The following is a 25,325-nucleotide window of genomic DNA, read 5'->3' on the forward strand; positions in this document are numbered from 1 at the left end:
CGTGACGGAACCGACCAGGCGCACGCTGCGCACCGTCGTACAGACAGCCGTCGGCCTGTGTGTCCTGCTGCCGACGGTCGTCGACGCCGCCGGCATCCCGGCCACCCTGCCCTGGGCCGCCGGCGCGCTGGCCGTCGCCGCCGCCGTCACCCGGGTGATGGCCGTGCCCGCCGTACAGGCGCTGCTGCCTCCGTGGCTGCGGGCGGGAGGTGCCGATGATCGACGCTGATCCCAACGACCCGCTCGCCGTCGCCCTGGAGCTGGAGCGGCTGCGCGGCACGCTGGAGGCCGGGTTCGCCCGGGTCGACGGCTCGCTCGCGCTGCTCGTCCAGCGCAGCGATCAGACCGACAAGCAGCTCGCCGACCACGAGCACCGGCTCGACGCGCTGGAACGGACGCGGTGGCCGCTGGCGAGCATCGGCGCGCTGGCCGCCGTGGCGGCCGTCGTCGTCACGGCGCTGGAGCTGACCGCACGGTGAGACGCCGAAGGGCGGCCACCCCGTACGCAACGGGGTGACCGCCCTTCAGAACCCACTCCTACTGGTTGTACGGACCGTAGTCGTAGTCCTCCAGCGGAACGGCCTGGCCGGAGCCCGTGCCGAACGGCGAGTAGTCGATGTCGTCGTAGCCGACGGCCGAGTACATCGCGGCCTTCGCCTCCTCGGTCGGCTCGACCCGGATGTTGCGGTAGCGGGACAGACCCGTACCGGCCGGGATGAGCTTACCGATGATGACGTTCTCCTTGAGGCCGATGAGCGAGTCGGACTTGGCGTTGATCGCCGCGTCGGTGAGGACTCGCGTCGTCTCCTGGAAGGACGCCGCCGACAGCCAGGACTCCGTGGCCAGCGAGGCCTTGGTGATACCCATGAGCTGCGGACGACCGGAGGCCGGGTGACCGCCCTCCTGCACCACACGACGGTTCTCGTGCTCGAACTTCGAGCGCTCGACCAGCTCGCCGGGCAGCAGCTCGGCGTCGCCGGACTCGATAATCGTCACACGGCGCAGCATCTGCCGGATGATGATCTCGATGTGCTTGTCGTGGATCGACACACCCTGCGAGTTGTAGACCTTCTGGACCTCGCCGACCAGGTGGACCTGGACGGCACGCTGGCCCAGGATGCGCAGCACGTCGTGCGGGTTGGTGGCACCCACGGTGAGCTTCTGGCCCACCTCGACGTGCTCGCCCTCGCTGACCAGGAGTCGGGCGCGCTTCGAGATCGGGAACGCCGTCTCGTCGCTGCCGTCGTCCGGCGTGATGACGATCTTCTTGGTCTTCTCGGTCTCCTCGATCCGCACGCGGCCCTGGGCCTCGGAGATCGGGGCGACACCCTTCGGGGTACGGGCCTCGAAGAGCTCGACGACACGCGGCAGACCCTGGGTGATGTCGTCACCGGCCACACCACCGGTGTGGAAGGTACGCATCGTCAGCTGGGTACCGGGCTCACCGATGGACTGGGCGGCGATGATGCCGACCGCCTCACCGATGTCGACCAGCTTGCCGGTGGCCAGCGAGCGGCCGTAGCACATGGCACAGGTGCCGACGGCGGACTCGCAGGTCAGGACCGAGCGGGTCTTGACCTCGGAGACGCCACGGGCGACCAGCTCGTCGATGAGGACGTCACCGAGGTCGGTGTTGGCCGGGGCCAGCACCACGCCGTCGACGACGATGTCCTCGGCCAGCGCACGGGCGTACACGCTGGTCTCGACGTTGTCGGCCTTGCGCAGCACGCCGTCCGCGCCGACCTCCGCGATGTGCAGCTTGAGGCCGCGCTCGGTGCCGCAGTCCTCCTCGCGGATGATGACGTCCTGCGAGACGTCCACCAGACGACGGGTCAGGTAACCCGAGTCGGCGGTACGCAGGGCGGTGTCGGCGAGACCCTTACGGGCACCGTGCGTGGAGATGAAGTACTCGAGGACGGAGAGGCCTTCACGGAAGCTCGCCTTGATCGGACGCGGGATGGTCTCGTTCTTCGCGTTCGACACCAGACCACGCATACCGGCGATCTGCCGCATCTGCATCATGTTTCCTCGGGCACCCGAGTCAACCATCATGAAGATGGGGTTCGTCTTGGGGAAGTTCGCGTTCATCGCCTCGGCGACCTCGTTGGTCGCCTTGGTCCAGATCGCGATGAGCTCCTGCGTGCGCTCTTCCTTGGTGATCAGACCGCGCTCGTACTGCTTCTGGACCTTCTCGTCCTGCGCCTCGTAGCCCTTGACGATCTCCTTCTTCGCCTCGGGAACGACGACGTCGGAGATGGCCACGGTGACACCGGAACGGGTCGCCCAGAAGAAGCCGGCCGCCTTCAGGTTGTCGAGCGTCGCCGCCACGATGACCTTGGGGTAGCGCTCGGCCAGGTCGTTGACGATCTCGGAGAGCTGCTTCTTGCCCACCGAGTAGTCGACGAACGGGTAGTCCTCGGGCAGCAGCTCGTTGAAGAGCGCGCGGCCCAGGGTGGTGCGCAGCCGGAAGGTGTCGCCGATCTGGTACTCGGGCTCGCCCTCCTCGACGGCCGGCGGGGTCCAGCCGCGCGGCGGGATGGTGCCCACCGGGAAGCGGATGTCGATCGCCGACTGCAGCGCCAGCTCACCGGCGTCGAACGCCATGATCGCCTCGGCCGTGGAGCCGAAGGACCGGCCCTCGCCCTTGGTGTCACGCAGTTCGCCGTCGGTGGTGAGGAAGAACAGACCGAGGACCATGTCCTGGGTCGGCATCGTCACCGGACGGCCGTCGGCGGGCTTGAGGATGTTGTTCGAGGACAGCATCAGGATGCGCGCCTCGGCCTGCGCCTCCGCGGACAGCGGCAGGTGCACGGCCATCTGGTCACCGTCGAAGTCCGCGTTGAACGCGGTGCAGACGAGCGGGTGGATCTGGATGGCCTTGCCCTCGACCAGCTGCGGCTCGAAGGCCTGGATGCCGAGGCGGTGCAGGGTGGGCGCACGGTTCAGCAGCACCGGGTGCTCGGCGATGACCTCTTCGAGGACGTCGTACACGACGGTGCGGCCGCGCTCCACCATGCGCTTGGCGCTCTTGATGTTCTGCGCGTGGTTGAGGTCCACGAGCCGCTTCATGACGAACGGCTTGAAGAGCTCAAGCGCCATCGCCTTCGGCAGACCGCACTGGTGCAGCTTCAGCTGCGGACCGACGACGATCACGGAACGCGCGGAGTAGTCCACACGCTTGCCGAGCAGGTTCTGACGGAAACGACCCTGCTTGCCCTTCAGCATGTCGCTGAGGGACTTCAGCGGGCGGTTGCCGGGACCGGTGACCGGGCGACCACGACGACCGTTGTCGAAGAGGGCGTCCACGGCCTCCTGGAGCATGCGCTTCTCGTTGTTCACGATGATCTCGGGCGCACCGAGGTCGAGAAGGCGCTTCAGGCGGTTGTTCCGGTTGATCACACGGCGGTACAGGTCGTTCAGGTCGGAGGTCGCGAAGCGGCCACCGTCCAGCTGCACCATCGGGCGGAGGTCCGGCGGGATGACCGGCACGCAGTCGAGCACCATGCCCTTGGGGCTGTTGCTGGTCTGCAGGAACGCGGAGACGACCTTGAGGCGCTTGAGCGCACGGGTCTTCTTCTGGCCCTTGCCGGTGCGGATGATCTCGCGGAGCTTCTCGGCCTCCTCGTCGAGGTCGAAGGACTCCAGGCGCTTCTGCAGCGCCGCGGCACCCATCGAACCGTCGAAGTACGTGCCGAAGCGGTCACGCAGCTCGCGGTAGAGGAGCTCGTCGCCCTCCAGGTCCTGGACCTTGAGGTTCTTGAAGCGGGTCCAGACCTCGTCGAGGCGGTCGATCTCGCGCTGCGAACGGTCGCGCAGCTGCTTCATCTCACGCTCGGCGCCCTCGCGCACCTTGCGGCGCACGTCGGCCTTGGCGCCCTCGGCCTCCAGCTCGGCCAGGTCGGTCTCGAGCTTCTTGGCGCGGGCCTCCAGGTCGGCGTCCCGGCGGTTCTCGACCTGCTGGCGCTCCACGGAGACATGCGCCTCCAGGGAGGGCAGGTCACGGGTGCGGCGCTCCTCGTCGACGAACGTGATCATGTACGCCGCGAAGTAGATGACCTTCTCGAGGTCCTTGGGAGCCAGGTCGAGCAGGTAGCCCAGCCGGCTCGGGACACCCTTGAAGTACCAGATGTGCGTGACGGGCGCGGCCAGCTCGATGTGGCCCATCCGCTCACGGCGCACCTTGGCGCGGGTCACCTCGACGCCGCAGCGCTCACAGATGATGCCCTTGAAGCGGACGCGCTTGTACTTGCCGCAGTAGCACTCCCAGTCCCGGGTGGGGCCGAAGATCTTCTCGCAGAAGAGCCCGTCCTTTTCCGGCTTGAGGGTGCGGTAGTTGATCGTCTCGGGCTTCTTGACCTCGCCGTGGCTCCACTGACGGATGTCGTCCGCGGTGGCCAGGCCGATCCGGAGCTCGTCGAAGAAGTTGACGTCGAGCACTATGCGTCAATCCCTCTCAGGGTTGTAAGTCTGTGGTCTGAAACGGGGGCCTGGGGGTCGGCGGGGCCCTGATGGCTCAGGGCCCGCCGGACTCCCGTCAGACCTCTTCGACGCTGCTCGGCTCGCGCCGGGACAGGTCGATGCCGAGCTCCTCCGCAGCGCGGAAGACGTCCTCGTCGGTGTCACGCATCTCGATGGACATACCGTCGCTGGACAGCACCTCCACGTTCAGGCAGAGCGACTGCATCTCCTTGATGAGCACCTTGAAGGACTCGGGGATGCCGGGCTCGGGGATGTTCTCGCCCTTGACGATGGCCTCGTAGACCTTCACGCGGCCGGTGACGTCGTCGGACTTGATGGTGAGCAGCTCCTGGAGCGCGTAGGCGGCGCCGTAGGCCTCGAGGGCCCACACCTCCATCTCGCCGAAGCGCTGGCCACCGAACTGCGCCTTACCACCCAGCGGCTGCTGGGTGATCATCGAGTACGGGCCGGTCGACCGGGCGTGCAGCTTGTCGTCGACCAGGTGGTGCAGCTTGAGGATGTACATGTAGCCGATGGAGATCGGGTCCGGGAACGGCTCACCCGAGCGGCCGTCGAACAGCCGCGCCTTGCCGGTCGGCTGCACCAGGCGGTCGCCGTCGCGGTTCGGGATGGTGTGCTGCAGCAGACCCGCCAGCTCGTCCTCGCGGGCACCGTCGAAGACCGGGGTGGCGACGTTGGTGCGCGGGGCGACCTGGTCGGCGCCGATGACCTGGAGCCGCTGGGCCCAGTCCTCGGCGAGGCCGGAGACGTCCCAGCCGCGGCTGGCGAGCCAGCCGAGATGGATCTCCAGGACCTGTCCCGGGTTCATTCGGGACGGGACACCGAGCGGGTTGAGGATGATGTCGACCGGGGTTCCGTCCTCGAGGAACGGCATGTCCTCGATGGGCAGGATCTTGGAGATGACACCCTTGTTGCCGTGCCGGCCGGCGAGCTTGTCACCGTCGGTGATCTTGCGCTTCTGCGCGACGTAGACGCGCACCAGCTGGTTCACACCGGGGGGAAGCTCGTCGCCCTCCTCGCGGTCGAAGACGCGCACACCGATGATCTTGCCGATCTCGCCGTGCGGCACCTTCAGCGAGGTGTCACGGACCTCACGGGCCTTCTCACCGAAGATCGCGCGCAGCAGCCGCTCCTCGGGGGTCAGCTCGGTCTCACCCTTGGGCGTGACCTTGCCGACGAGGATGTCGCCGGCGACGACCTCGGCACCGATCCGGATGATGCCGCGCTCGTCGAGGTCGGCGAGGACCTCCTCGGAGACGTTCGGGATGTCCCGGGTGATCTCCTCGGGGCCGAGCTTGGTGTCACGGGCGTCGACCTCGTGCTCCTCGATGTGGATCGAGGAGAGGACGTCGTCCTGCACGAGGCGCTGCGACAGGATGATCGCGTCCTCGTAGTTGTGACCCTCCCACGGCATGAACGCCACGAGCAGGTTCTTGCCCAGGGCCATCTCGCCGTTCTCGGTGGCCGGACCGTCGGCCAGGACCTGGCCCTCGATGATCCGGTCGCCCTCGTCGACGATGACCTTCTGGTTGACCGAGGTGCCCTGGTTGGACCGGGAGAACTTGGCCAGGCGGTAGGTGATGTACGTGCCGTCGTCGTTGGCGGTGGTGACGTAGTCCGCGGAGACCTCCTGGACCACACCCGCCTTCTCGGCCTTGACCACGTCACCGGCGTCGACGGCGGAGCGGTACTCCATGCCGGTGCCGACGAGCGGGGCCTCGCTCTTGATCAGCGGCACGGCCTGACGCATCATGTTCGCGCCCATGAGGGCACGGTTGGCGTCGTCGTGCTCCAGGAACGGGATCATGGCGGTCGCGACCGACACCATCTGGCGCGGCGAGACGTCCATGTAGTCCACGTCGTCACCGGCGACGTAGTCGACCTCGCCGCCACGGCGGCGGACCAGGACGCGGGCCTCGGAGAAGCGCATGTCGTCGTTGAGGCCGGCGTTGGCCTGCGCGATGACGAAGCGGTCCTCCTCGTCGGCGGTCAGGTAGTCCACCTCGTCGGTGACCTGGCCGTCGACCACCTTGCGGTACGGGGTCTCGACGAAACCGAACGCGTTGACGCGACCGTAGGAGGCGAGCGAGCCGATCAGACCGATGTTCGGGCCTTCGGGGGTCTCGATCGGGCACATGCGGCCGTAGTGCGAGGGGTGCACGTCACGGACCTCGAAGCCGGCCCGCTCACGGGAGAGACCACCCGGGCCAAGGGCCGACAGACGGCGCTTGTGGGTGAGACCCGACAGCGGGTTGTTCTGGTCCATGAACTGCGACAGCTGGCTGGTGCCGAAGAACTCCTTGATGGAGGCGACGACCGGCCGGATGTTGATCAGGGTCTGCGGCGTGATCGCCTCGACGTCCTGGGTGGTCATCCGCTCGCGGACGACGCGCTCCATACGGGCCAGGCCGGTACGGACCTGGTTCTGGATGAGCTCGCCGACGCTGCGCAGACGACGGTTGCCGAAGTGGTCGATGTCGTCGGTCTCGACGACGATGCTCACACCGCTGTCACCGACCGTCTCGGTCTCGCCGGCGTGCAGCTTCACCAGGTACTTGATCGTCGAGATGACGTCCTCGACGGTCAGGACGCCCGCGTCCAGCGGAGCCTCCGCACCCAGCTTCTTGTTGACCTTGTAGCGGCCGACCTTGGCGAGGTCGTAGCGCTTCGGGTTGAAGTACAGGTTCTCGAGCAGCGTCTGCGCGGCCTCACGCGTGGGGGGCTCGCCCGGACGCAGCTTGCGGTAGATGTCGAGCAGCGCGTCGTCCTGGCCCTGGGTGTGGTCCTTCTCCAGGGTGGCGCGCATGGACTCGTACTCGCCGAACTCCTCGAGGATCTGCTCGGTGGTCCAGCCGAGCGCCTTCAGGAGGACGGTCACGGACTGCTTGCGCTTGCGGTCGATACGGACACCGACCATGTCGCGCTTGTCGATCTCCATCTCCAGCCAGGCACCCCGGGACGGGATGATCTTGGCCGAGAAGATGTCCTTGTCGGACGTCTTGTCGATGGAGGAGTCGAAGTAGACACCGGGCGAACGGACCAGCTGCGACACCACGACACGCTCGGTGCCGTTGATGACGAAGGTGCCCTTGTGCGTCATGAGCGGGAAGTCGCCCATGAAGACCGTCTGGGACTTGATCTCGCCGGTCTCGTTGTTGGTGAACTCGGCCGTGACGAAGAGCGGGGCGGCGTACGTGAAGTCGCGCTCCTTGCACTCGTCGATGCTGTTCTTCGGCGGCTCGAAGCGGTGGTCGCGGAAGGTCAGCGACATCGACCCGGAGAAGTCCTCGATCGGGGAGATCTCCTCGAAGATCTCCTCCAGACCGGACTTGGTGGGGACGTCCTGACCGGACTCCAGAGCCTCCTCGACCCGACTCTGCCAGGCGGTGTTGCCGAGCAGCCAGTCAAAGCTCTCGGTCTGCAGCGCGAGCAGGTTGGGAACCTCGAGAGGCTCCTTGATCTTTGCAAAGGAGATGCGCAGCGGGGCGGTGCTGGCGCCGTTGTTCATATTCGCGTTCGAGGCAGTGCGCGAGGCGGCCAAGAGGGGGTCCTTCCGAGGGCTCGGACTCACTACGCGCTCCCCGGTCCCTTCCCGGACACAGAGACAGAAACCCCAGTTCAGAGGAGGTTCGGTCGTCGGCGTTCGGGTGAGGGCAGACCCCTGGTGACGGGCAGGGGAAGGCTAACAGGCAGCGCAAAGGGTCAGTGTAGCCACTTGGCACACTGATGTCCAGTCCCCATTTTCTGAGACCCTCTTCATCGTCAACGCCTGCGTCATGCCTGCCCTCAACGCACGTTGATACTGCCCTCTTCGTCGCCGATCCATGCCTCGGATTCGGACCGTTCTGGCGACGCGTCCTGAGAATTGCGCGCTGCGTGCGGTTCGTCAAGGCCCCCCTGCGCAAACCCGGAGCGCCAGGGACACGACGAAGATCACCATACCCCCCGCCGTCACGGGTGCAAGGCAACCGTGGTCGGCCTCCCGGGAACGCCGAAGAGCGACCACCCGGATGGATGATCGCTCTTCGCGGTCTGCGCGTTACAGCCCCCGAGGGGGTGTTTCAGCACACAGGGGTCTGGAGGACCCCGGAGGTGTTACTTGACCTCGACGGAGGCGCCGGCGCCCTTGAGGGACTCGGCGGCCTTCTCGGCGGCATCCTTGGCGACCTTCTCGAGGACGGCCTTCGGGGCGCCGTCCACGAGGTCCTTGGCCTCCTTCAGGCCGAGCGAGGTCAGCTCACGCACGACCTTGATGACCTGGATCTTCTTGTCGCCGGCGCCGGTGAGGATGACGTCGAACTCGTCCTTCTCCTCCTCGACCGGGGCGGCGGCGGCCGGACCGGCCGGGCCCGCGACGGCGACCGCGGCGGCGGCGGTGACGTCGAACTTCTCCTCGAACGCCTTCACGAACTCGGAGAGCTGGATCAGGGTCATCGTCTCGAACTCGGCGAGCAGTTCGTCCTGGGTGAGAGCCACGATGGCTTTCCTTCCACTAATTTCGGCTGGTGCCGGATGTACATGTCTGGCGGGCGTACGTTCGGCCCGCTACGACCGCTCCCCCGGGGCGCGAGGCCTCAGGCGGCGGTCATTTCGCGAGCCGAGTTACTCGGCACCGCCCTGCTCTTCTTGCTTGGCGCGAAGGGCGTCCACGGTGCGGACGAGCTTCGAGGGAAGCGCCTGGAAGAGCTGAGCAGCCTGGGACTGCTTGCCCTTGAAGGCACCCGCCAGCTTGGAGAGCAGAACCTCGCGGGACTCGAGGTCCGCAAGCTTCTTGATCTCGTCGGCGGACAGCGCCTTGCCGTCAAGGACACCGCCCTTGATGACGAGGTTCGGGTTGTCCTTGGCGAAGTCACGAAGACCCTTCGCCGACGTCACCGGGTCACCGGTGATGAAGGCAACCGCCGTCGGACCGTTGAACAGGTCGTCGAGCGTCGAGATCCCGGCCTCGTTGGCCGCGATCTTGGTCAGCGTGTTCTTCACCACGGCGTACTGGGCGTCTTCACCGAGCGAACGACGCAGCGTCTTGAGCTGCGCCACGGTGAGACCCCGGTACTCGGTCAGCACGGCGGCGTTCGAGCTGCGGAACTGCTCCGTCAGCTCGGCTACCGCGGCAGCCTTGTCGGGCCTTGCCATAGAGCGTCGGCCTCCTTCCGGGTGATGAGGACCGCTCGGAAGGGGCTGGGAAAACGAAACGCCCCGGCGCAGGCGCACGGGGCGTAGCTCGACCGGGCACACACACGCTGAGCATGTGTTCCGGGAGCACTTCCACAGTCACCTGCGCGGGTCGTCCGCGGTTCAGCGGATCCTTCGGCCACCGCACACTCTGACGAGCACACGGCAACGACCAGCGGTCTTTGGCTTCATCAGGAGAGTACGGGACCGGTGCACTGTCAAGCAAATCGGCCCCTAGGGCCGCTCTTACGGTTGCTCTCACGAGGCCGGTCCGCCGCCCTGCTTCTTCAGCAGTGTCCTGAAGTCCTCGGTGTCGGCGGCCGGCGGCCGGTCCGCGCTGACCTTGACGCCGTAGTCGCTGTAGTAGGCGGTCTGGGTCAGCGCGCCGTTCGCCGTGTCGGCCTTCTCCGCCTTCTTGACCAGCAGGTCCTTGCCGTCGACCCAGATGTCGACGGTCTCGGTGGTGACACCGGCCTGGGTGAGCTGCTTGCGCAGGGCGCTGCCGCCGGCCAGGTCGGCGACGTCCACCGTGCCCGAGTAGTGGGTGGCGGTCACGCCGGCGACCTTCTCCGCGCCGACCTTCCTGACGTCCTCGGAGGCGAGCAGCAGCCGTACCGACTGGTTGGGCGTGGTGTTGCGCATGAGGTCCGTCATCATCGCGCCCGAGCCGCCGCCGAGGGTGGCGAGGTAGTCGTAGGTGTACTTGATCCAGTGTCTGCCGCCCAGCTGCCGGGCGAATCTCTCGCCGACCTTGGCGTAGTAGGCGTCCTGGAGGTAGCGGGTCTCCAGGGACGTCGAGTCGAGCGTGCGCATCAGCTCGGCGGTGCTGCCGCCGGTGTAGGTGATGGTGAGCGTGCCGGTGAGGCCGTCCTTCCAGCCGAGGGCGCCCTCGGCCTTCGTGGACATCACGGAGCCCAGGGCGGTGCTGGAGCGGACCCGGGCGGACCGGGCCCGGTGGGTGGCGTGCTCGGCGGAGCGCAGGGCGGCCAGGGGGCGGTTCCGGTGGGCCGTGGTGCCCTTCGGGTCCGGATCCTCCGCTCCTCCTCCCGAGGAGGTGCAGGCGGCCGCCCCGGCCAGCGCGGTCGCCGCCGCGAGCGCCAGGGCCACCCGGCGCACCCTCGACCTCGTCATCCAGACCCACCCCCCATACGAGTCCCGCACCCCCGACGCTAACCCAGGCCACCGACATCGTGCGGGCGGTCGGGGGTGACGGGCGGGCGGGCCGGACAACGCGACGGGCCCCGCAACCCGAGAGGGTTGCGGGGCCCGTCCTGCTGGTGACGCGTCCCTGACGCGGCTACCGGACCGAGCGCGGGGCTCAGACGGCGGCCGGGTCCTCCTCGACGAGGAGGTTGCGGGTGCGGTTCGAGTCGACCGGAATGCCGGGGCCCATCGTGGTGCTGATGGCGGCCTTCTTGATGTAGCGACCCTTGGCGGCGGACGGCTTCAGACGGAGGATCTCCTCCAGCGCGGCGCCGTAGTTCTCCACCAGCTTGTCGTCCTCGAAGGACGTCTTGCCGATGATGAAGTGCAGGTTCGAGTGCTTGTCGACGCGGAACTCGATCTTGCCGCCCTTGATCTCGGTCACGGCCTTGGCGGTGTCCGGGGTCACGGTGCCGGTCTTCGGGTTCGGCATCAGACCACGCGGGCCGAGGACGCGGCCGAGGCGGCCGACCTTGCCCATGAGGTCCGGGGTGGCGACGACGGCGTCGAAGTCCAGACGGCCCTTCGCCACCTCGTCGATCAGTTCGTCGGCGCCGACGATGTCGGCGCCCGCGGCACGCGCGGCCTCGGCACGGTCACCGGTCGCGAAGACCAGGACCCGGGCGGTCTTGCCGGTGCCGTGCGGGAGGTTCACGGTGCCACGGACCATCTGGTCGGCCTTGCGCGGGTCGACACCCAGGCGGAAGGCGACCTCGACGGTGCCGTCGAACTTGGTCGTGGAGGTCTCCTTGGCGAGACGGACGGCCTCGAGCGGGGCGTACAGCTTCTCCCGGTCGATCTTCTCGTCCGCAGCGCGGAGAGCCTTGCTGCGCTTGCTCACAACTGCTCCTGTGTGTTCTTGATGAGGAGTCGTGGTGTACGGGCCGAGCAGGCCCTACCACGGAGGTTCTGCGAGAGGGGTGTTCAGCCCTCGACCGTGATGCCCATGGAGCGGGCGGTGCCGGCGATGATCTTCGACGCGGCGTCCAGGTCGTTGGCGTTCAGGTCGGGAAGCTTGGTCGTGGCGATCTCGCGGACCTGCGCCTCGGTGATCTTGGCGACCTTGGTCTTGTGCGGCTCGCCGGAGCCCTTCTCGACACCAGCGGCCTTGAGGATCATCTTCGCGGCCGGCGGGGTCTTGGTGACGAAGGTGAAGGAGCGGTCCTCGTAGACCGTGATCTCCACCGGGATCACCCAGCCACGCTGCGACTCGGTCGCGGCGTTGTAGGCCTTGCAGAACTCCATGATGTTGACGCCGTGCTGACCGAGCGCGGGGCCGACCGGCGGGGCCGGGTTCGCCGCACCGGCGTTGATCTGGAGCTTGATGAGCCCCGTGACCTTCTTCTTCTTGGGAGGCATTACTCTCCGGGTCCTTTCATTCGGGTCCTGCCCGCATCCGAGGACCACCCGGTTGCAGGCATACCGCACAACGATAGCGGGTATAGATGCGCGGCCAAAAACCGAGCAGGTCAGGCGAGTGCCTGACCTGCTCGGAAGCGGTACGTCCTGAACGAACTAGAAGGGGCTAGTTCTTCTGGATCTGGTCGAACGACAGCTCCACCGGCGTCTCACGACCGAAGATCTCCACCAGACCCTTGACCTTCTTGGAGTCGGGGTTGATCTCGTTGATCGTGGCCTGGAGCGTGGCGAACGGGCCGTCGGTGACGGTGACCGAGTCGCCGACCTCGAAGTCCAGCACCTGGACCTCGACCTTGCGCTGCGGCGCCGGCTTGCCCTCGGCCTCGGCGGCCTCGCGGGCCGCCTTCTCCTCGGCCTCCGGGGCGAGCATCTTGACGATCTCGTCCAGGGTCAGCGGGTACGGGTCGTAGGCGTTGCCGACGAACCCGGTGACACCGGGGGTGTTGCGGACGACGCCCCAGGACTCGTTGGTCAGGTCCATACGGACGAGCACGTAACCGGGCAGCTTGTTCTGCTTGATCGTCTTGCGCTCGCCGTTCTTGATCTGGGCGACCTCTTCCTGCGGCACCTCGGCCTGGAAGATGAAGTCCTCGACGTTCAGCGAGACGGCGCGCTGCTCCAGGTTGGTCTTCACGCGGTTCTCGTAGCCGGCGTAGGTGTGGATGACGTACCACTCGCCGGGGAGCACACGCAGCTCCTCGCGCAGGGCCTGGACGGGGTCGACCGGCTCGGCGGGCTCTTCCTCGGCGGCCGCTTCGAGCTCTTCGTCCTCTTCGGACTCATCCTCTTCGGACTCGTCCTCGACGGGCTCTTCCTCGTCCTCGTCCTCGACGTGGACCGCGGTCTCCTCGGCCGGCTCTCCCAGTGCGGCTTCGGCAGCCTCGAACTCGTCCTGCTCGTCCGCGCCCTCGACGATGTCCAGCTCGTCTGCGACGGCCTCTTCGGGCTCGACGGCGTCGTTCAGGTTCGGGTCAGACACGATGGCTGCTTCTTCCTGGATACATAGGGGTGGAACATGCGAAAACGGGCGCCGGTACCACGGCGCCCTTCGCTCTGTGCTCAGCCGAAGACGTACTTGGCCGCGTGGTTGAGTCCATAGTCAATCACGGTCACCAGAGCGATCATGACGGCGACGAAGAAGATCACCACGGTGGTGTACGACGTCAGCTGGTTACGAGTCGGCCAGACTACCTTGCGGAGCTCCGCGATGATCTGGCGGTAGAAGGTGGCGAGGCGCTTCAGCGGGCCCTTCTTGGCACGCTTGCCGCCCTTACGAGCCTTCTTCTGGGACTCGGGCACCTCGTCGGCGTCAGGCGTGTCGATGGAGCCCACGGCGTCCGTCATTCATCCTCACCTGATCCCGGGTCGTGGCCGTGCCGCGCCCGGTTCCAGAGCCGCACGGCGGTGCAATGCTTGTATGTACGTACATGCGCACACATCCTGGCGGTGTGTGTAGCAGGGCCGGAGGGACTTGAACCCCCAACCGCCGGTTTTGGAGACCGGTGCTCTACCAATTGAGCTACGACCCTTTGTGTGTCCCCCAACGTACCGCATCCGGCCGGGTGCTCGGTGTGCACCCGCTCAGGCACGGCTGTCGGTGGCCAACGAGGTGAGAGTGTACGTGGTCCGCGGCGCCGCGTCGAACAGAAAGCGGCAGTCCGGGGGGACCGTACGGAAGATCGTCCTGGCCGGGGGCCGGATCCGCACGCTTGTTCATGGTTCGGCCCGTAGCTGTTCAGTCTGTGAAACCGGCGTGCCGGGCAGGTTTCCGGTCTGAAACGATGGGCCCCATGAGCGCTGCAACCCCTCCCACCGAGCGCCGGGTCTCCGCCCGAGTCGGCGCGATCTCCGAGTCCGCCACCCTCGCCGTGGACGCCAAGGCCAAGGCTCTGAAGGCCGCCGGGCGCCCGGTGATCGGCTTCGGCGCCGGTGAGCCCGACTTCCCGACTCCGGACTACATCGTCGAGGCCGCGATCGAGGCCTGCAAGAACCCGAAGTACCACCGCTACACGCCGGCCGGCGGTCTGCCCGAGCTGAAGGCCGCGATCGCCGCCAAGACGCTGCGCGACTCCGGCTACGAGGTCGACGCCTCCCAGGTCCTCGTCACCAACGGCGGCAAGCAGGCCATCTACGAGGCCTTCGCCGCGATCCTCGACCCGGGCGACGAGGTCATCGTGCCCGCCCCGTACTGGACGACGTACCCGGAGTCCATCCGCCTGGCCGGCGGTGTCCCGGTGGAGGTCGTCGCCGACGAGACCACCGGCTACCGGGTCTCCGTCGAGCAGCTGGAGGCGGCGCGCACCGAGAAGACGAAGGTCGTGCTCTTCGTCTCCCCGTCCAACCCGACCGGCGCGGTCTACAGCGAGGCCGACACCGAGGCGATCGGCCGCTGGGCCGTCGAGCACGGCCTGTGGGTCCTCACCGACGAGATCTACGAGCACCTGGTCTACGGCGACGCGAAGTTCACCTCGCTGCCGGCGGTCCTGCCCGAGCTGCGCGACAAGTGCATCGTGGTCAACGGCGTCGCCAAGACGTACGCCATGACCGGCTGGCGGGTCGGCTGGGTGATCGGCCCCAAGGACGTCGTCAAGGCGGCCACCAACCTCCAGTCGCACGCCACGTCCAACGTCTCCAACGTGGCGCAGGTCGCCGCCCTGGCCGCCGTCTCCGGCGACCTGGAGGCCGTGGCAAAGATGCGCGAGGCCTTCGACCGCCGCCGCAGGACCATCGTCCGCATGCTCAACGAGATCGACGGCGTGCTCTGCCCGGAGCCCGAGGGCGCCTTCTACGCGTACCCGTCGGTCAAGGCCCTGCTCGGCAAGGAGATCCGCGGAAAGCGCCCGGCCTCCTCGGTGGAGCTGGCCGAGCTGATCCTGGAGGAGGCCGAGGTCGCGGTCGTCCCCGGTGAGGCCTTCGGTACGCCCGGCTACCTGCGCCTGTCGTACGCGCTCGGCGACGAGGACCTGGTCGAGGGCGTGAGCCGGATCCAGAAGCTGCTGGCGGAGGCCAAGGACTGACGACGTCCTTCCGGCGATCCGTGCCGCACGCACACGAGAACGGGCCGTCTCCCTCCGGGGAGGCGGCCCGTTCTCGTGTGCGAGCAAGGCCACTAAAGGGGAATCCGCTACCGGTACGGCAGCCGCGTACGGCAGGATCCTGGAATGGAGCACGTACGTGATGTCTCTGAGCTGCCGAAAGCTCATCTGCATCTGCACTTCACCGGTTCGATGCGGCCGGGAACCGTCCTGGAACTGGCCGACAAGTACGGCGTACGCCTCCCCGAGGCGCTGACCGATGCCCTGACCAGCGGGGAACCACCGAGACTGCGGGCCACCGACGAACGGGGCTGGTTCCGTTTCCAGCGCCTGTACGACGCCGCGCGCTCCTGCCTGAGAGAGCCCGAGGACATCCGGCGGCTGGTCCGGGAGGCCGCGGAGGAGGACGTCAGGGACGGCTCGGGCTGGCTGGAGATCCAGGTGGACCCGACGTCGTACGCCCCGCGCCTGGGCGGTCTGATCCCGGCGCTCGAGATCATCCTGGACGCGGTCGAGACGACCTCCCGGGAGACCGGCCTCGGCATGCGCGTCCTGGTGGCCGCGAACCGGATGAAGCACCCCCTGGACGCGCGCACGCTGGCCCGGCTCGCCGTCCGCTACGCGGACCGGGGCGTGGTCGGCTTCGGGCTGTCGAACGACGAGCGGCGGGGCATGGCGCGGGACTTCGACCGCGCGTTCCACATCGCGCGCGAGGGCGGCCTGCTGGCGGCCCCGCACGGCGGCGAGCTGACCGGTCCGGCGTCGGTCCGGGACTGCCTGGACGACCTGCACGCCACCCGGATCGGGCACGGCGTGCGGGCGGCGGAGGACCCGCGGCTGCTCAAGCGCCTGGCGGACCGGGAGATCACCTGCGAGGTCTGCCCGGCCTCCAACGTGGCCCTGGGCGTCTACGAGAAGCCCGAGGACGTCCCGCTGCGCACCCTCTTCGAGGCGGGCGTCCCGATGGCCCTGGGCGCCGACGACCCGCTGCTGTTCGGCTCCCGGCTGGCCGCCCAGTACGACATCGCGCGCCGCCACCACGCCTTCACGGACGCCGAACTGGCGGAGCTGGCCCGGCAGTCGGTACGGGGTTCGGCGGCGCCGCAGGACATGAAGGCGAAGCTCCTGGCGGGCATCGACGCCTGGCTGGTCGCGCCGGTGTCCTGACCTGGTTCGTCACACCGGGTTCGTCACATCCGGTTCGTCACAGGAGCTCCGTCAGGGTCTTCTGAAGTGGGCGTAGGGCGGGTACGCCTTGAAGCAGACCAGCACCTCGACGGGGTGCCCGCCGCCCGGCGGCTGCTTCAGCCCCCACAGTCCCGACACGAGCGCCGGGTGCCCCTTGGCCACGCCCTTCTGCCGCGGTCCCCAGCCGGCCGCGTAGGCCAGGGACATGGCGGCCTCGGCGAAGACGTACCGGCTGCCGAAGAGGAAGAGCGTGCCCGCGTGGGTGGTGTGCCGGAAGTACTCCCGGCGCTCCCCGTGCTCGGTGCGGGCGCGCCAGGCGGTCGCGTCCCGCGCGGTGCGCGCCTCGTCGGTGCCGGCGGTGAGCGGGGTGCCCTGGCGCAGCCGGTGGCGCACTTCGGGCCACCGCGCGGCGCGCAGCCCGAGCGAGTGATGGACCAGGACCAGGTCGACGAGGGGGCCCTGCCCCTCGTCCGGCGGCACGCCCTCGCGCAGCGGCACATGGACGATCGTGTGCCGCGCGTACGCGGCGAACGAGAACAGCCCGGCGAGCCGGCTGAGCCCGTCGTGATCGCCCATGAGCATGCCGATGGGCGCCGGCGCGCGCAGGGAGGTGTGGCGCAGCGGCTGCCGGGGCTGGACGACCCGGTGTTCGTACGGACCGGTGCGGGGCCGGAACTCGCGCAGTCTCAGCCGCATGCGGGATGCCTCATGGCATCAGGCTGACGGCCGGGCCGGGTCCTCGGCAACGGAGATTCCGCCCAGCAGGGTGCGGGCGATACGGGCGGCGAACGCGTCCACCGGCGGGCGCTCGCCGGTCGCGGTCGCCTCGTAGGCGAAGACACGCTGCACGCAGGCGCCGAGCAGCAGGGCGGCGGCCGCGGAGGTGTCGGCGTCGGGGCTGATCCGGCCGATCGCCTGCTCGGCGCGCAGATAGCCGTCGAGGGCTCTCATCGGCAGATGCGGCCCCGCGCCGATCATGCGGAGCCGGTCGTCGAGCTTCTGCTTGAGCTGCTTCTCGGCATAGAGGGAGGCGGCGATCGGGAAGCTCTCCTCGAAGAAGAGGGCGGCCTGGCGGGCGATCCGGGTCAGGTTCTCCTCCAGGGTGTCCCGCCCGGGTTCGACGGTGAGCTGGCCCAGCAGCGGGAGGAGCCGCGGCAGCCGTTCGGTGAGGACGTGCACGAACAGCTCTTCTTTGCTGGGGAAGTACTTGTAGAGCGCCGCCTCGGAACAACCGGCCGCCCTGGCGATCTCCTTGGTGGTGACACGGGCGAGCCCCACGGTGCCCATCAGTTCGTGAGCGGCGTCGAGGATGCGGACACGGGCCGGTTTCTGCTGCATGGCACCCAAGGATCACATGCCCCCTGTTCCAGCGATTCCGACGGAGTTCCCGTGGAGCCTTGACGGGTGGGTGAGTACTTACCCACTCTAGGACGTGAAAGGTGGTGAGTGAATACTCACCCACCCCTCGCCACGCATACCGGCAACCCACAACGGAAACCGGCAACCGGCAACCGGCAACCCACAGGAGAAGTCATGCATCTCACCGTGTTCGGCGCGACCGGCGGAATCGGCCGGGAGATCGTCCGCCAGGCGCTGGCGTCGGGGCACCAGGTCACCGCGGTCGTACGGGACCCGGCCGGCCTGACCGTGACCGGCTCCGGCCTTCAGGTCGTCCGCGCGGACCTCACCGACCCCGAGACGATCCGCCCGGCGGTGGCCGGCCGTGACGCGGTGCTGTCCGGCCTGGGCGCGCGGGCCCGCAAGGACGCCGGGGTGGCGACCCGCCTGACCCGTACCGTCCTGGCCGCGATGGAGGCCGAGCAGGTGCGCCGGCTGCTGGTGGTCAGCGCCGCGCCGGTCGGCCCCCAGCCGCAGGCGGGCCTGCTGGACCGCGCGGCGCTCGGCGTGGTCAGCGCGATCCTCAAGGACATCTACGTCGATCTGGGCGAGATGGAGGCGGAGCTGGCGCGCAGCGGCACGGACTGGACGTCGGTCCGCCCGCCCCGCCTCCAGAACAAGCCCCTGACCGGCACCTACCGGACGGTGATCGGCGGCTTCCCGCCCAAGGGCCGCTTCATCGGGCGCGCGGACGTGGCCCACGCGATGCTGGCGATGATCACGGACGAGGGGACGGTGAAGCAGGGGGTGGGGGTGGCGTACTGAACGCTCCCGAGATCCCGCGGGTTGCGGGGTCGCGGGAGCGGGCTTCCAGAAGCCGGCCTCTAGAGGCTCACGCCGACGGTCACCGGCTCGTTGACCAGGGTCACGCCGAAGGCCTCCCGCACCCCGGCCACGACCTCCCGCGCCAGCTCCAGCAGATCCTCGGTCGTCGCCCCGCCCCGGTTGGTCAGCGCCAGCGTGTGCTTCGTGGAGATCCGGGCCGGCCCACTGCCGTACCCCTTGCCGAACCCGGCCTTGTCGATCAGCCAGGCCGCCGAGGTCTTGGTACGACCGTCCCCCGCCGGGTAGGCGGGCGGCTCGGCCGCGTCGCCCAGCCGCTCCCGCACGCGCGCGTGGAAGACGGCGAACTGCTCGTCCGTGAGGATCGGGTTGGTGAAGAAGGACCCCGCCGACCAGGTGTCGTGGTCCTCGGGGTCGAGCACCATCCCCTTCCCGGCCCGCAGTTTGAGCACGGTCTCGCGGGCTGCGGCCAGCGGCACCCGCTCCCCCGGCTCGACCCCGAGCGCCCGCGCGGCCTCGGCGTACCGCACCGGCGCCGACAGCCCGTCCGCGTCCTCCAGCTCGAAGCGCACGCGCAGGACGACATACCGCTCGGGGTCGGCCTTGAAGCGGCTGTGCCGGTACGAGAACGCGCACTCCTCGTCGGTCAGCGTCACCGTCTCGCCGGCCCGCCGGTCGTAGGCGATGACCTCGGTGATGGTGGCGGAGACCTCCTGCCCGTACGCCCCCACGTTCTGGATGGGCGTGGCCCCCGCGGACCCCGGGATGCCGGCGAGGCACTCGACGCCCGCGAGGCCCGCCTCGACCGTGCGGGCGACGGCGTCGGTCCACACCTCGCCTGCCGCCAGCTCCAGCGTCGTGCCACGGAGTTCGAACCCGGTGGTGGCGATGCGCAGGGCGGTGCCGTCGAAGCCCTTGTCGCCGATGACCAGGTTGGAGCCGCCGCCGATGACCAGCAGCGGGGTCCGGCTGTCGTCGGCCTCACGGACCGCGGCGATCACCTCGGCGTCGGTGGTCGCGGTGACCAGCCGCGCGGCGGGGCCGCCGAGCCGGAAGGTGGTGAGGGGGGCGAGGGGGGCGTCGTGGAGTTCCTGCACGCGCCCAAGACTACGAGACGCCACCGCCGCTCCCGCCGCCACGAGCCGCACGCGCGCGTGGGGCCCCGTCCGGTCGGAACGGGGCCCCACGCGCGCGTGCCGCCAATCGAGGTCAGTCGCCTTCCGCCGACTTCGACCGCCTTGGGTCGCCTTCGGTCACCTTCAGCCGCCGACGGTGGCCGGCTCCGGGGTGAGCTCCCCCTCGGCGACGATCCGCGCGGCACGGCGCCGGCCGGGGATCAACAGCGCGGCGATCCCGGCGAGGGCGACCACGGCGGCCCCGGTGACCAGGGCGGGCCGCAGGCCGTCCACGAAGTTCTGGGCGCTCTCGTAGCCGCCCTGTGCGGAGAAGATCGACGACATGACGGCGACACCGAGCGCGCCACCGACCTCGCGCAGCGCGTTGTTGGCGCCGGAGGCGATGCCCTGTTCCTGCGGACGTACGGCGGACATCACCAGGTTGGCGGCCGGGGCGAAGTACAGGGCCATGCCGATGCCGCTGACGATCAGCCCGGGCAGCTGCGCGCCGTAGGAGGCGTCCGCGGTGACGACCGAGGCCAGGTAGGCGAGCCCGGCGGCCTGCAGGAAGAGTCCGGCGGCGACGACGGGACGGCCGCCGATCCGGTCGGAGAGGATCCCGGCGATCGGCGCGACGAGCATCGGCATGCCCGTCCAGGGCAGCATCCTGAGGCCGGCCTCGGTGGGCGAGTAGCCGAGGACGCCCTGCATGTACTGGCTGAGCAGGAAGATCGAGCCGAACATCCCGAGGAACATCAGCAGGCTCGCGGCGTTGATCCCGGAGAAGGCGCGGGAGCGGAAGAGCCGCATCGGCAGCATGGGGTTCTTGGCGCGGCTGCCGTGCAGGACGAATCCGGCGAGCAGGGCGGCGCCCGCGAACAGCCCGGTGAGCACGAGGGGGCTGGCCCAGCCGTCGGCGGGGCCGCGCACCAGGCCGTAGACGATCCCGAAGAGGCCGCCGCTGGCGAGCAGGGTGCCGGGGACGTCGAGCGGGGCGCCGGTGCCGTGCGACTCGGCGAGACGGAGCCGGGCGAGCGGCAGCAGGGCTATGCCGAGCGGCACGTTCAGCCAGAAGATCCAATGCCAGGACACGTGTTCGGTGAGACTGCCGCCGATGAGCGGCCCGGAGGCGACCGCGAGCCCGTTGACGGCACCCCAGATGCCGTACGCCATCCCCCGCCGGGCCTCCGGCACCGCGGCCGTCAGCAGGGTGAGGGTGAGCGGCATCATGATGGCCGCTCCGACGCCCTGGACCGCGCGGGCGGCGATCAGGGAGTCGATGCCGGGTGCCATGGCCGCGGCGGCGGAGGCGCCGGTGAAGACGGCGAGCCCGGCCAGGAAGAGCCGACGGCGGCCGAAGCGGTCGCCGAGGGCGGCGCCGAACATCAGCAGCACGGCGAAGGTGAGCGTGTAGGCGCTCACGGTCCATTCGAGGTCGTCCAGCGCACCGCCGAGGTCCCTGCGGATGGAGGGCAGGGCGGTGGTGACGACGAGGTTGTCGAGGGACGCCATGAATCCGGCGGCACCCGTGATGACGAGCGCCCACGCGACGCTCCCGCGACGTGCGGGCTGCTGTGCTGTCGGTTGTGCGGTCTGTTCTGACATCGCTCCCCCTGAGCGTGGTTTCACCAGTTGATTAGTTATGAGTCACTAACTTTCGACCCCATGAAAAAGCCAGGGCCGAGGACGGCGAACCGCCCCTCTCTCACACACACTTCCCCAGCCCCTCGGCGGCGTCGGCCTCGACGTCGGCGTACATCCCCCGCCAGACCCGGCTCTCGGGCGGGAACCCCATGGCCATGTAGGTGTTGATGAGCATCCCCTTGGCCAGGAACGCCGTGGTGCCGTCGATATCGGCACCCGAGATCAGGTGCACGGTGTCCCACAGCCGCAGCCAGCCGGCCCGCACGAGTTCACCGAACTCGTGCTCACCCTCCGCCTCCGCGGCGGCGACGGTGATGTACGTCTGCATCTGCATCTGGAGCCGCTCCGGCCGCTCCTGGATCAGCCGCACATACGCCTCCCCCATGGCCTGCAGGGCGTCCGCGCCCCGCAGCCCCTGGGCCGCCTCCTCGAAGACCTCGCGCATCTCGTCGATGCAGCGCTGCGAGGCGGCGGCGAACATCGCCTTCTTGCCCGGGAAGAGCCGGAAGAGATACGGCTGTGAGACCCCGACCCGCTTGGCGATCGCCTCGGTGGAGGTGCCGTAGTAGCCCCTCTGCGAGAACTCGGCGATCGCCGCGCGGACGACACTCTCGCGCCGTTCCTCAGCACTCATCCTGACCATGCGATGAAGTTAGTACTCAATCACTAACTAAGTCAAGAGGCATCCTGCGGACTCCCCCGGCGAGCCACAACGGGTAAGGGGCGCCCTCTATGGAGAACGCCCCTTACCGCAGGCCCGCGCGGTCCGTCGGCTGTCGCTCAGCCCAGCCGTACGACCGCCCGCGACATGCCCAGCACCTTCTGCCCGGCGCTCATCGCCGTCAGGTCGACGCGCACGGTGTTGTCGTCGAGCTTGGCGGCGACCTTGCCGCTGACCTCGATCAGGGCGCCCTGGTCGTCGTTCGGGACGACGACGGGCTTGGTGAAGCGGACGCCGTACTCGACGACGGCGCCCGGGTCGCCGATCCAGTCGGTGACCACCCGGACCGCCTCGGCCATGGTGAACATGCCGTGCGCGATGACGTCGGGCAGGCCCACCTCCTTGGCGAACTTCTCGTTCCAGTGGATGGGGTTGAAGTCCCCGGAGGCGCCCGCGTACCGCACGAGCGTGGCGCGGGTCACGGGGAAGGTCTGCGCCGGCAGTTCGGTGCCGACCTCGACGTCCGTGTACGCGATCTTCGACGTCATCGGATCCTCACGCCCCCTCTTCCACGTCCGCCGCGCGAGCCACCAGCTTGGTCAGGGCGCTCACCACGAGTTCGCCCGCCTCGTCGTGGACGTCACCGCGGATGTCGATGACGTCGTTGCCCGCGAGGGACTTGATGGCCTCGATGGTCGAGGTGACGCTCAGCCGGTCACCGGCGCGGACCGGGCGCTTGTAGGCGAACTTCTGGTCGCCGTGCACCACCCGGCTGTAGTCCAGGCCGAGCTGCGGGTCCTCGACGACCTGTCCGGCCGCGCGGAAAGTGATCGAGAAGACAAAGGTCGGCGGGGCGATCACATCGGAATAGCCGAGCGCCTTGGCGGCCTCCGGGTCCGTGTACACCGGGTTGGCGTCGCCCACCGCCTCGGCGAACTCACGGATCTTCTCCCGGCCCACCTCGTAGGGCTCGGTGGGTGGGTAGGTCCGTCCCACGAAGGACTGGTCGAGCGCCATTGGCCCGGCACCTCCTGATATCTGCTGTGATGCCCCACAAGCTAGCGGGAAAGCCGACTGCCGAAACGCCGTGAGGCCGCCCCCGAGCGGGGACGGCCTCACGAACGAGCCTGTTTGTTATCGCGTTTCGCGGTGCGCAGTGTGCGCGTTGCAACGCGGGCAGTGCTTCTTCATCTCAAGTCGGTCCGGGTTGTTACGCCGGTTCTTCTTGGTGATGTAGTTCCGCTCCTTGCACTCCACGCAGGCCAGCGTGATCTTCGGGCGGACGTCGGTGGCAGCCACGTGAGTGCTCCTAAGACGAACGGATGGACTGATTCAACGCACAAAAGAGTAGCCGATCGAAGGACCGACCCCGCAATCGGCTACTGTCAGTAGCGGTGACCGGACTTGAACCGGTGACACAGCGATTATGAGCCGCTTGCTCTACCGACTGAGCTACACCGCTTTGATGAGATCAGTCCCGCCTCGCGACGGGACCTCTCACACCAGAGCCCCAATACGGAATCGAACCGTAGACCTTCTCCTTACCATGGAGACGCTCTGCCGACTGAGCTATTGGGGCGAGCGATGAAGACATTACACGCTCGGCCGCCGTTCACCCAAATCCGTTTCCCGCCGCCCTTCCCGGCCCCTTCCGCACGGCTCACGGCAGCCTCTCGGACCCCTTCCGACGCTCCCCACGCGCGCGCCTCGAACCGGTTCCCCGCAGGTCCGACGGCTCCGGTACGACTATTGCGCTCCTCCCCGCCCCGCGCGGCTCGCCACCCTAGGCTCGACTCACTCTGCGTGATCTTGAGTCCATTGCCTGGACCGACCTACCTGGAGCGCGATGCCCGACAGCCAGCCGCAGCCGCCCTCGTCGTCGTCCAACTCCTCGGGTTCCTCCGGTTCCTCGGGTTCCTCGGGTCAGTCCGACCACTCCGCGCTCCTGCTGTGCGGGGCGCGGCTCACCGACGGCAGGACGGTGGACGTACGGCTGGGCGGCGGACGCATCGAGGCGGTCGGTACGGCCGGCAGTCTGGCGCCGGGCCCGGCCCGCGCGGGCGGCGCGCGCGTGGACCTCAACGGCTACCTGCTCCTGCCGGCCCCGGCCGAACCGCACGCCCACGGCGACACCGCGCTCTCCGCCGATCGCGGCGGCCCCGTCCCGTACGACCCGGAGGACGTCCAGCGCCGCGCCACCGAGGCGGCCCTGCTGCAGCTCGGGCACGGTTCGACGGCCGTACGCGCGCACGTGCGCGTGGGCGACGTCCAGGGGCTCGGCGCCCTCGCCGCCGTCCTCCAGGCGCGCCGCTCGCTGCGCGGGCTCGCGGAGCTGACGGCGGTCGCGATGCCGCGCGTGCTGACCGGGATCGCCGGCGCCGACGGGCTCGCCATGCTGCGGGACGCCGCGAAGATGGGCGCGTCCGTGATGGGCGGCTGCCCCGACCTGGATCCCGATCCCACGGGGTACGCGGAGGCGGTCCTGGAGGTGGCCTCCGAGCACGGCTGCCCGGTCGATCTGCACACGGACGCCGTCGATCCGGCCCGGCTGGCCAGGCTCGCTGCGATGGCGGGCGGCATGCGCCCCGGCGTGACGCTGGGCCCGTGCGCCGGGCTCTCGCGCCTGCCCGCCGAGGCGGCCGCGCGGGTCGCGGACCAGCTCGCCGCGGCCGGCGTCACCGTGGTGTGCCTGCCCCAGGGCGGCTGCGGCTCCGTCGACCGCCGCGGCACGGCTCCGGTACGGCTGCTGCGCGCGGCCGGGGTGCGGGTCGCCGCCGGCAGCGGTGCCCTGCGCGACCTGTCGAACCCCGTCGGCCGGGGCGACCCCCTGGAGGCGGCCTATCTCCTGGCCTCCCGTCACGGCCTGCGCCCCGAGGACGCCTACGACACCGTCAGCGCCTCCTCCCGCGCCGCCCTCGGCCTCCCCGAGGTCCGCGTGGAGGCCGGTTTCCCCGCCGAACTCCTCGCGGTGCGCGGCGATCATCTGGCCGGCGCCCTCTCGCTCGCCTACAGCCGGATCGTGGTGCACCGGGGGCGCGTGGTGGCACGCACCAGCGCGGTCCGCGAGTACTGCAACTCGGCGGTGGCGGCGGAACTGGGGCTGCCGCGCCAGGGCCGGGGAGAGGTGTCCTGAGCCCGGAGGCGCGCCGGGGCGTATGACAAGCACGTGGGCGCCGGTGTGCGGACGAGGGCGCGGGGAGCGCACGGCGCACAGGGCGCGTGCCTGCA

23 protein-coding genes and 3 tRNA genes are annotated in these 25,325 nt (G+C 69.1%); 6 read left to right on the top strand and 20 right to left on the bottom strand.

Features of this window, described 5'->3' with window-relative positions; all coding sequences use genetic code 11:
• The first annotated feature begins 1 nt into the window (after position 1).
• Positions 2-229 carry a hypothetical protein gene (locus ACGFZS_RS14135; RefSeq protein WP_393795271.1) on the top strand — a complete coding sequence of 76 codons (228 nt, stop codon included), beginning with the start codon at positions 2-4 and terminating at the stop codon, positions 227-229.
• Positions 216-479, top strand: coding sequence for a hypothetical protein (locus ACGFZS_RS14140; RefSeq protein WP_359210517.1), 264 nt, complete (start codon positions 216-218; stop codon positions 477-479). The genes ACGFZS_RS14135 and ACGFZS_RS14140 overlap by 14 nt, the downstream gene beginning before the upstream one ends.
• A gap of 58 nt (positions 480-537) precedes the next feature.
• Here the strand turns inward: ACGFZS_RS14140 and ACGFZS_RS14145 are convergent, their stop codons facing one another.
• The 10 genes from ACGFZS_RS14145 to ACGFZS_RS14190 form a co-directional block, all read right to left on the bottom strand.
• On the bottom strand, positions 538-4,437 hold the full coding sequence (locus ACGFZS_RS14145) for a DNA-directed RNA polymerase subunit beta' (protein ID WP_393795272.1): 3,900 nt from the start codon (positions 4,435-4,437) through the stop codon (positions 538-540).
• A gap of 97 nt (positions 4,438-4,534) precedes the next feature.
• A complete protein-coding gene (gene rpoB, locus ACGFZS_RS14150; RefSeq protein ID WP_355719935.1) occupies positions 4,535-8,020 on the bottom strand; it encodes a DNA-directed RNA polymerase subunit beta in 3,486 nt (1,161 codons plus the stop codon).
• 554 nt (positions 8,021-8,574) lie between these two features.
• On the bottom strand, positions 8,575-8,958 hold the full coding sequence (gene rplL, locus ACGFZS_RS14155; protein WP_393795469.1) for a 50S ribosomal protein L7/L12: 384 nt from the start codon (positions 8,956-8,958) through the stop codon (positions 8,575-8,577).
• Positions 8,959-9,081: 123 nt separating this feature from the next.
• The gene (gene rplJ, locus ACGFZS_RS14160; protein WP_020113849.1) at positions 9,082-9,612 is read right to left on the bottom strand and encodes a 50S ribosomal protein L10; all 531 of its coding nucleotides are present in this window, start codon (positions 9,610-9,612) and stop codon (positions 9,082-9,084) included.
• 297 nt (positions 9,613-9,909) lie between these two features.
• Positions 9,910-10,782 carry a hypothetical protein gene (locus ACGFZS_RS14165; protein WP_393795273.1) on the bottom strand — a complete coding sequence of 291 codons (873 nt, stop codon included), beginning with the start codon at positions 10,780-10,782 and terminating at the stop codon, positions 9,910-9,912.
• A gap of 187 nt (positions 10,783-10,969) precedes the next feature.
• Entirely contained in the window at positions 10,970-11,695 is a 726-nt protein-coding gene (gene rplA, locus ACGFZS_RS14170) for a 50S ribosomal protein L1 (protein WP_046731102.1), read from the bottom strand.
• 83 nt (positions 11,696-11,778) lie between these two features.
• Positions 11,779-12,213, bottom strand: coding sequence for a 50S ribosomal protein L11 (gene rplK / locus ACGFZS_RS14175; protein WP_005481290.1), 435 nt, complete (start codon positions 12,211-12,213; stop codon positions 11,779-11,781).
• A 166-nt stretch (positions 12,214-12,379) separates the two neighbouring features.
• Complete coding sequence (gene nusG / locus ACGFZS_RS14180; RefSeq protein WP_365695562.1) at positions 12,380-13,252, bottom strand: transcription termination/antitermination protein NusG; 873 nt, start codon at positions 13,250-13,252, stop codon at positions 12,380-12,382.
• An 80-nt stretch (positions 13,253-13,332) separates the two neighbouring features.
• Positions 13,333-13,617 carry a preprotein translocase subunit SecE gene (secE, locus tag ACGFZS_RS14185; protein ID WP_355719923.1) on the bottom strand — a complete coding sequence of 95 codons (285 nt, stop codon included), beginning with the start codon at positions 13,615-13,617 and terminating at the stop codon, positions 13,333-13,335.
• Between the two features lie 112 nt (positions 13,618-13,729).
• A tRNA-Trp gene (locus ACGFZS_RS14190) sits at positions 13,730-13,802 on the bottom strand.
• Positions 13,803-14,063: 261 nt separating this feature from the next.
• On the opposite strand from ACGFZS_RS14190, the gene ACGFZS_RS14195 reads away from it, so the two are divergent.
• Positions 14,064-15,290 carry a pyridoxal phosphate-dependent aminotransferase gene (locus ACGFZS_RS14195; RefSeq protein WP_393795274.1) on the top strand — a complete coding sequence of 409 codons (1,227 nt, stop codon included), beginning with the start codon at positions 14,064-14,066 and terminating at the stop codon, positions 15,288-15,290.
• A gap of 144 nt (positions 15,291-15,434) precedes the next feature.
• A complete protein-coding gene (locus ACGFZS_RS14200; RefSeq protein WP_365695564.1) occupies positions 15,435-16,475 on the top strand; it encodes an adenosine deaminase in 1,041 nt (346 codons plus the stop codon).
• Positions 16,476-16,526: 51 nt separating this feature from the next.
• Here ACGFZS_RS14200 and ACGFZS_RS14205 read toward each other — a convergent pair whose 3' ends face one another.
• Entirely contained in the window at positions 16,527-17,192 is a 666-nt protein-coding gene (locus tag ACGFZS_RS14205) for a hypothetical protein (protein WP_393795275.1), read from the bottom strand.
• An 18-nt stretch (positions 17,193-17,210) separates the two neighbouring features.
• Positions 17,211-17,834 carry a helix-turn-helix domain-containing protein gene (locus ACGFZS_RS14210; RefSeq protein WP_365695566.1) on the bottom strand — a complete coding sequence of 208 codons (624 nt, stop codon included), beginning with the start codon at positions 17,832-17,834 and terminating at the stop codon, positions 17,211-17,213.
• Positions 17,835-18,029: 195 nt separating this feature from the next.
• On the opposite strand from ACGFZS_RS14210, the gene ACGFZS_RS14215 reads away from it, so the two are divergent.
• On the top strand, positions 18,030-18,659 hold the full coding sequence (locus ACGFZS_RS14215) for an NAD(P)-dependent oxidoreductase (RefSeq protein ID WP_393795276.1): 630 nt from the start codon (positions 18,030-18,032) through the stop codon (positions 18,657-18,659).
• A gap of 59 nt (positions 18,660-18,718) precedes the next feature.
• Here the strand turns inward: ACGFZS_RS14215 and ACGFZS_RS14220 are convergent, their stop codons facing one another.
• The 8 genes from ACGFZS_RS14220 to ACGFZS_RS14255 form a co-directional block, all read right to left on the bottom strand.
• Positions 18,719-19,774, bottom strand: coding sequence for a UDP-N-acetylmuramate dehydrogenase (locus tag ACGFZS_RS14220; RefSeq protein ID WP_393795277.1), 1,056 nt, complete (start codon positions 19,772-19,774; stop codon positions 18,719-18,721).
• Between the two features lie 162 nt (positions 19,775-19,936).
• Positions 19,937-21,397, bottom strand: a complete 1,461-nt coding sequence (locus ACGFZS_RS14225; protein ID WP_393795278.1) for an MFS transporter — start codon at positions 21,395-21,397, stop codon at positions 19,937-19,939.
• A gap of 100 nt (positions 21,398-21,497) precedes the next feature.
• Positions 21,498-22,079, bottom strand: coding sequence for a TetR/AcrR family transcriptional regulator (locus ACGFZS_RS14230; RefSeq protein ID WP_393795279.1), 582 nt, complete (start codon positions 22,077-22,079; stop codon positions 21,498-21,500).
• A 137-nt stretch (positions 22,080-22,216) separates the two neighbouring features.
• A complete protein-coding gene (locus tag ACGFZS_RS14235; protein ID WP_393795280.1) occupies positions 22,217-22,645 on the bottom strand; it encodes a MaoC family dehydratase in 429 nt (142 codons plus the stop codon).
• Between the two features lie 7 nt (positions 22,646-22,652).
• On the bottom strand, positions 22,653-23,114 hold the full coding sequence (locus tag ACGFZS_RS14240; protein ID WP_365695572.1) for a MaoC family dehydratase N-terminal domain-containing protein: 462 nt from the start codon (positions 23,112-23,114) through the stop codon (positions 22,653-22,655).
• Positions 23,115-23,231: 117 nt separating this feature from the next.
• Positions 23,232-23,396: a 50S ribosomal protein L33 gene (rpmG, locus tag ACGFZS_RS14245; RefSeq protein ID WP_003948671.1), complete on the bottom strand. Its 165-nt coding sequence runs from the start codon at positions 23,394-23,396 to the stop codon at positions 23,232-23,234.
• Between the two features lie 90 nt (positions 23,397-23,486).
• Positions 23,487-23,559 (bottom strand) — tRNA-Met (locus ACGFZS_RS14250).
• Between the two features lie 44 nt (positions 23,560-23,603).
• A tRNA-Thr gene (locus tag ACGFZS_RS14255) sits at positions 23,604-23,676 on the bottom strand.
• Positions 23,677-23,943: 267 nt separating this feature from the next.
• Here ACGFZS_RS14255 and ACGFZS_RS14260 point away from each other — a divergent pair.
• Complete coding sequence (locus tag ACGFZS_RS14260) at positions 23,944-25,230, top strand: amidohydrolase family protein (RefSeq protein WP_393664294.1); 1,287 nt, start codon at positions 23,944-23,946, stop codon at positions 25,228-25,230.
• Positions 25,231-25,325 lie beyond the last annotated feature (95 nt).

Origin of the sequence: Streptomyces sp. NPDC048288, assembly GCF_043201555.1 — a bacterium.
GTDB lineage: Bacteria > Actinomycetota > Actinomycetes > Streptomycetales > Streptomycetaceae > Streptomyces.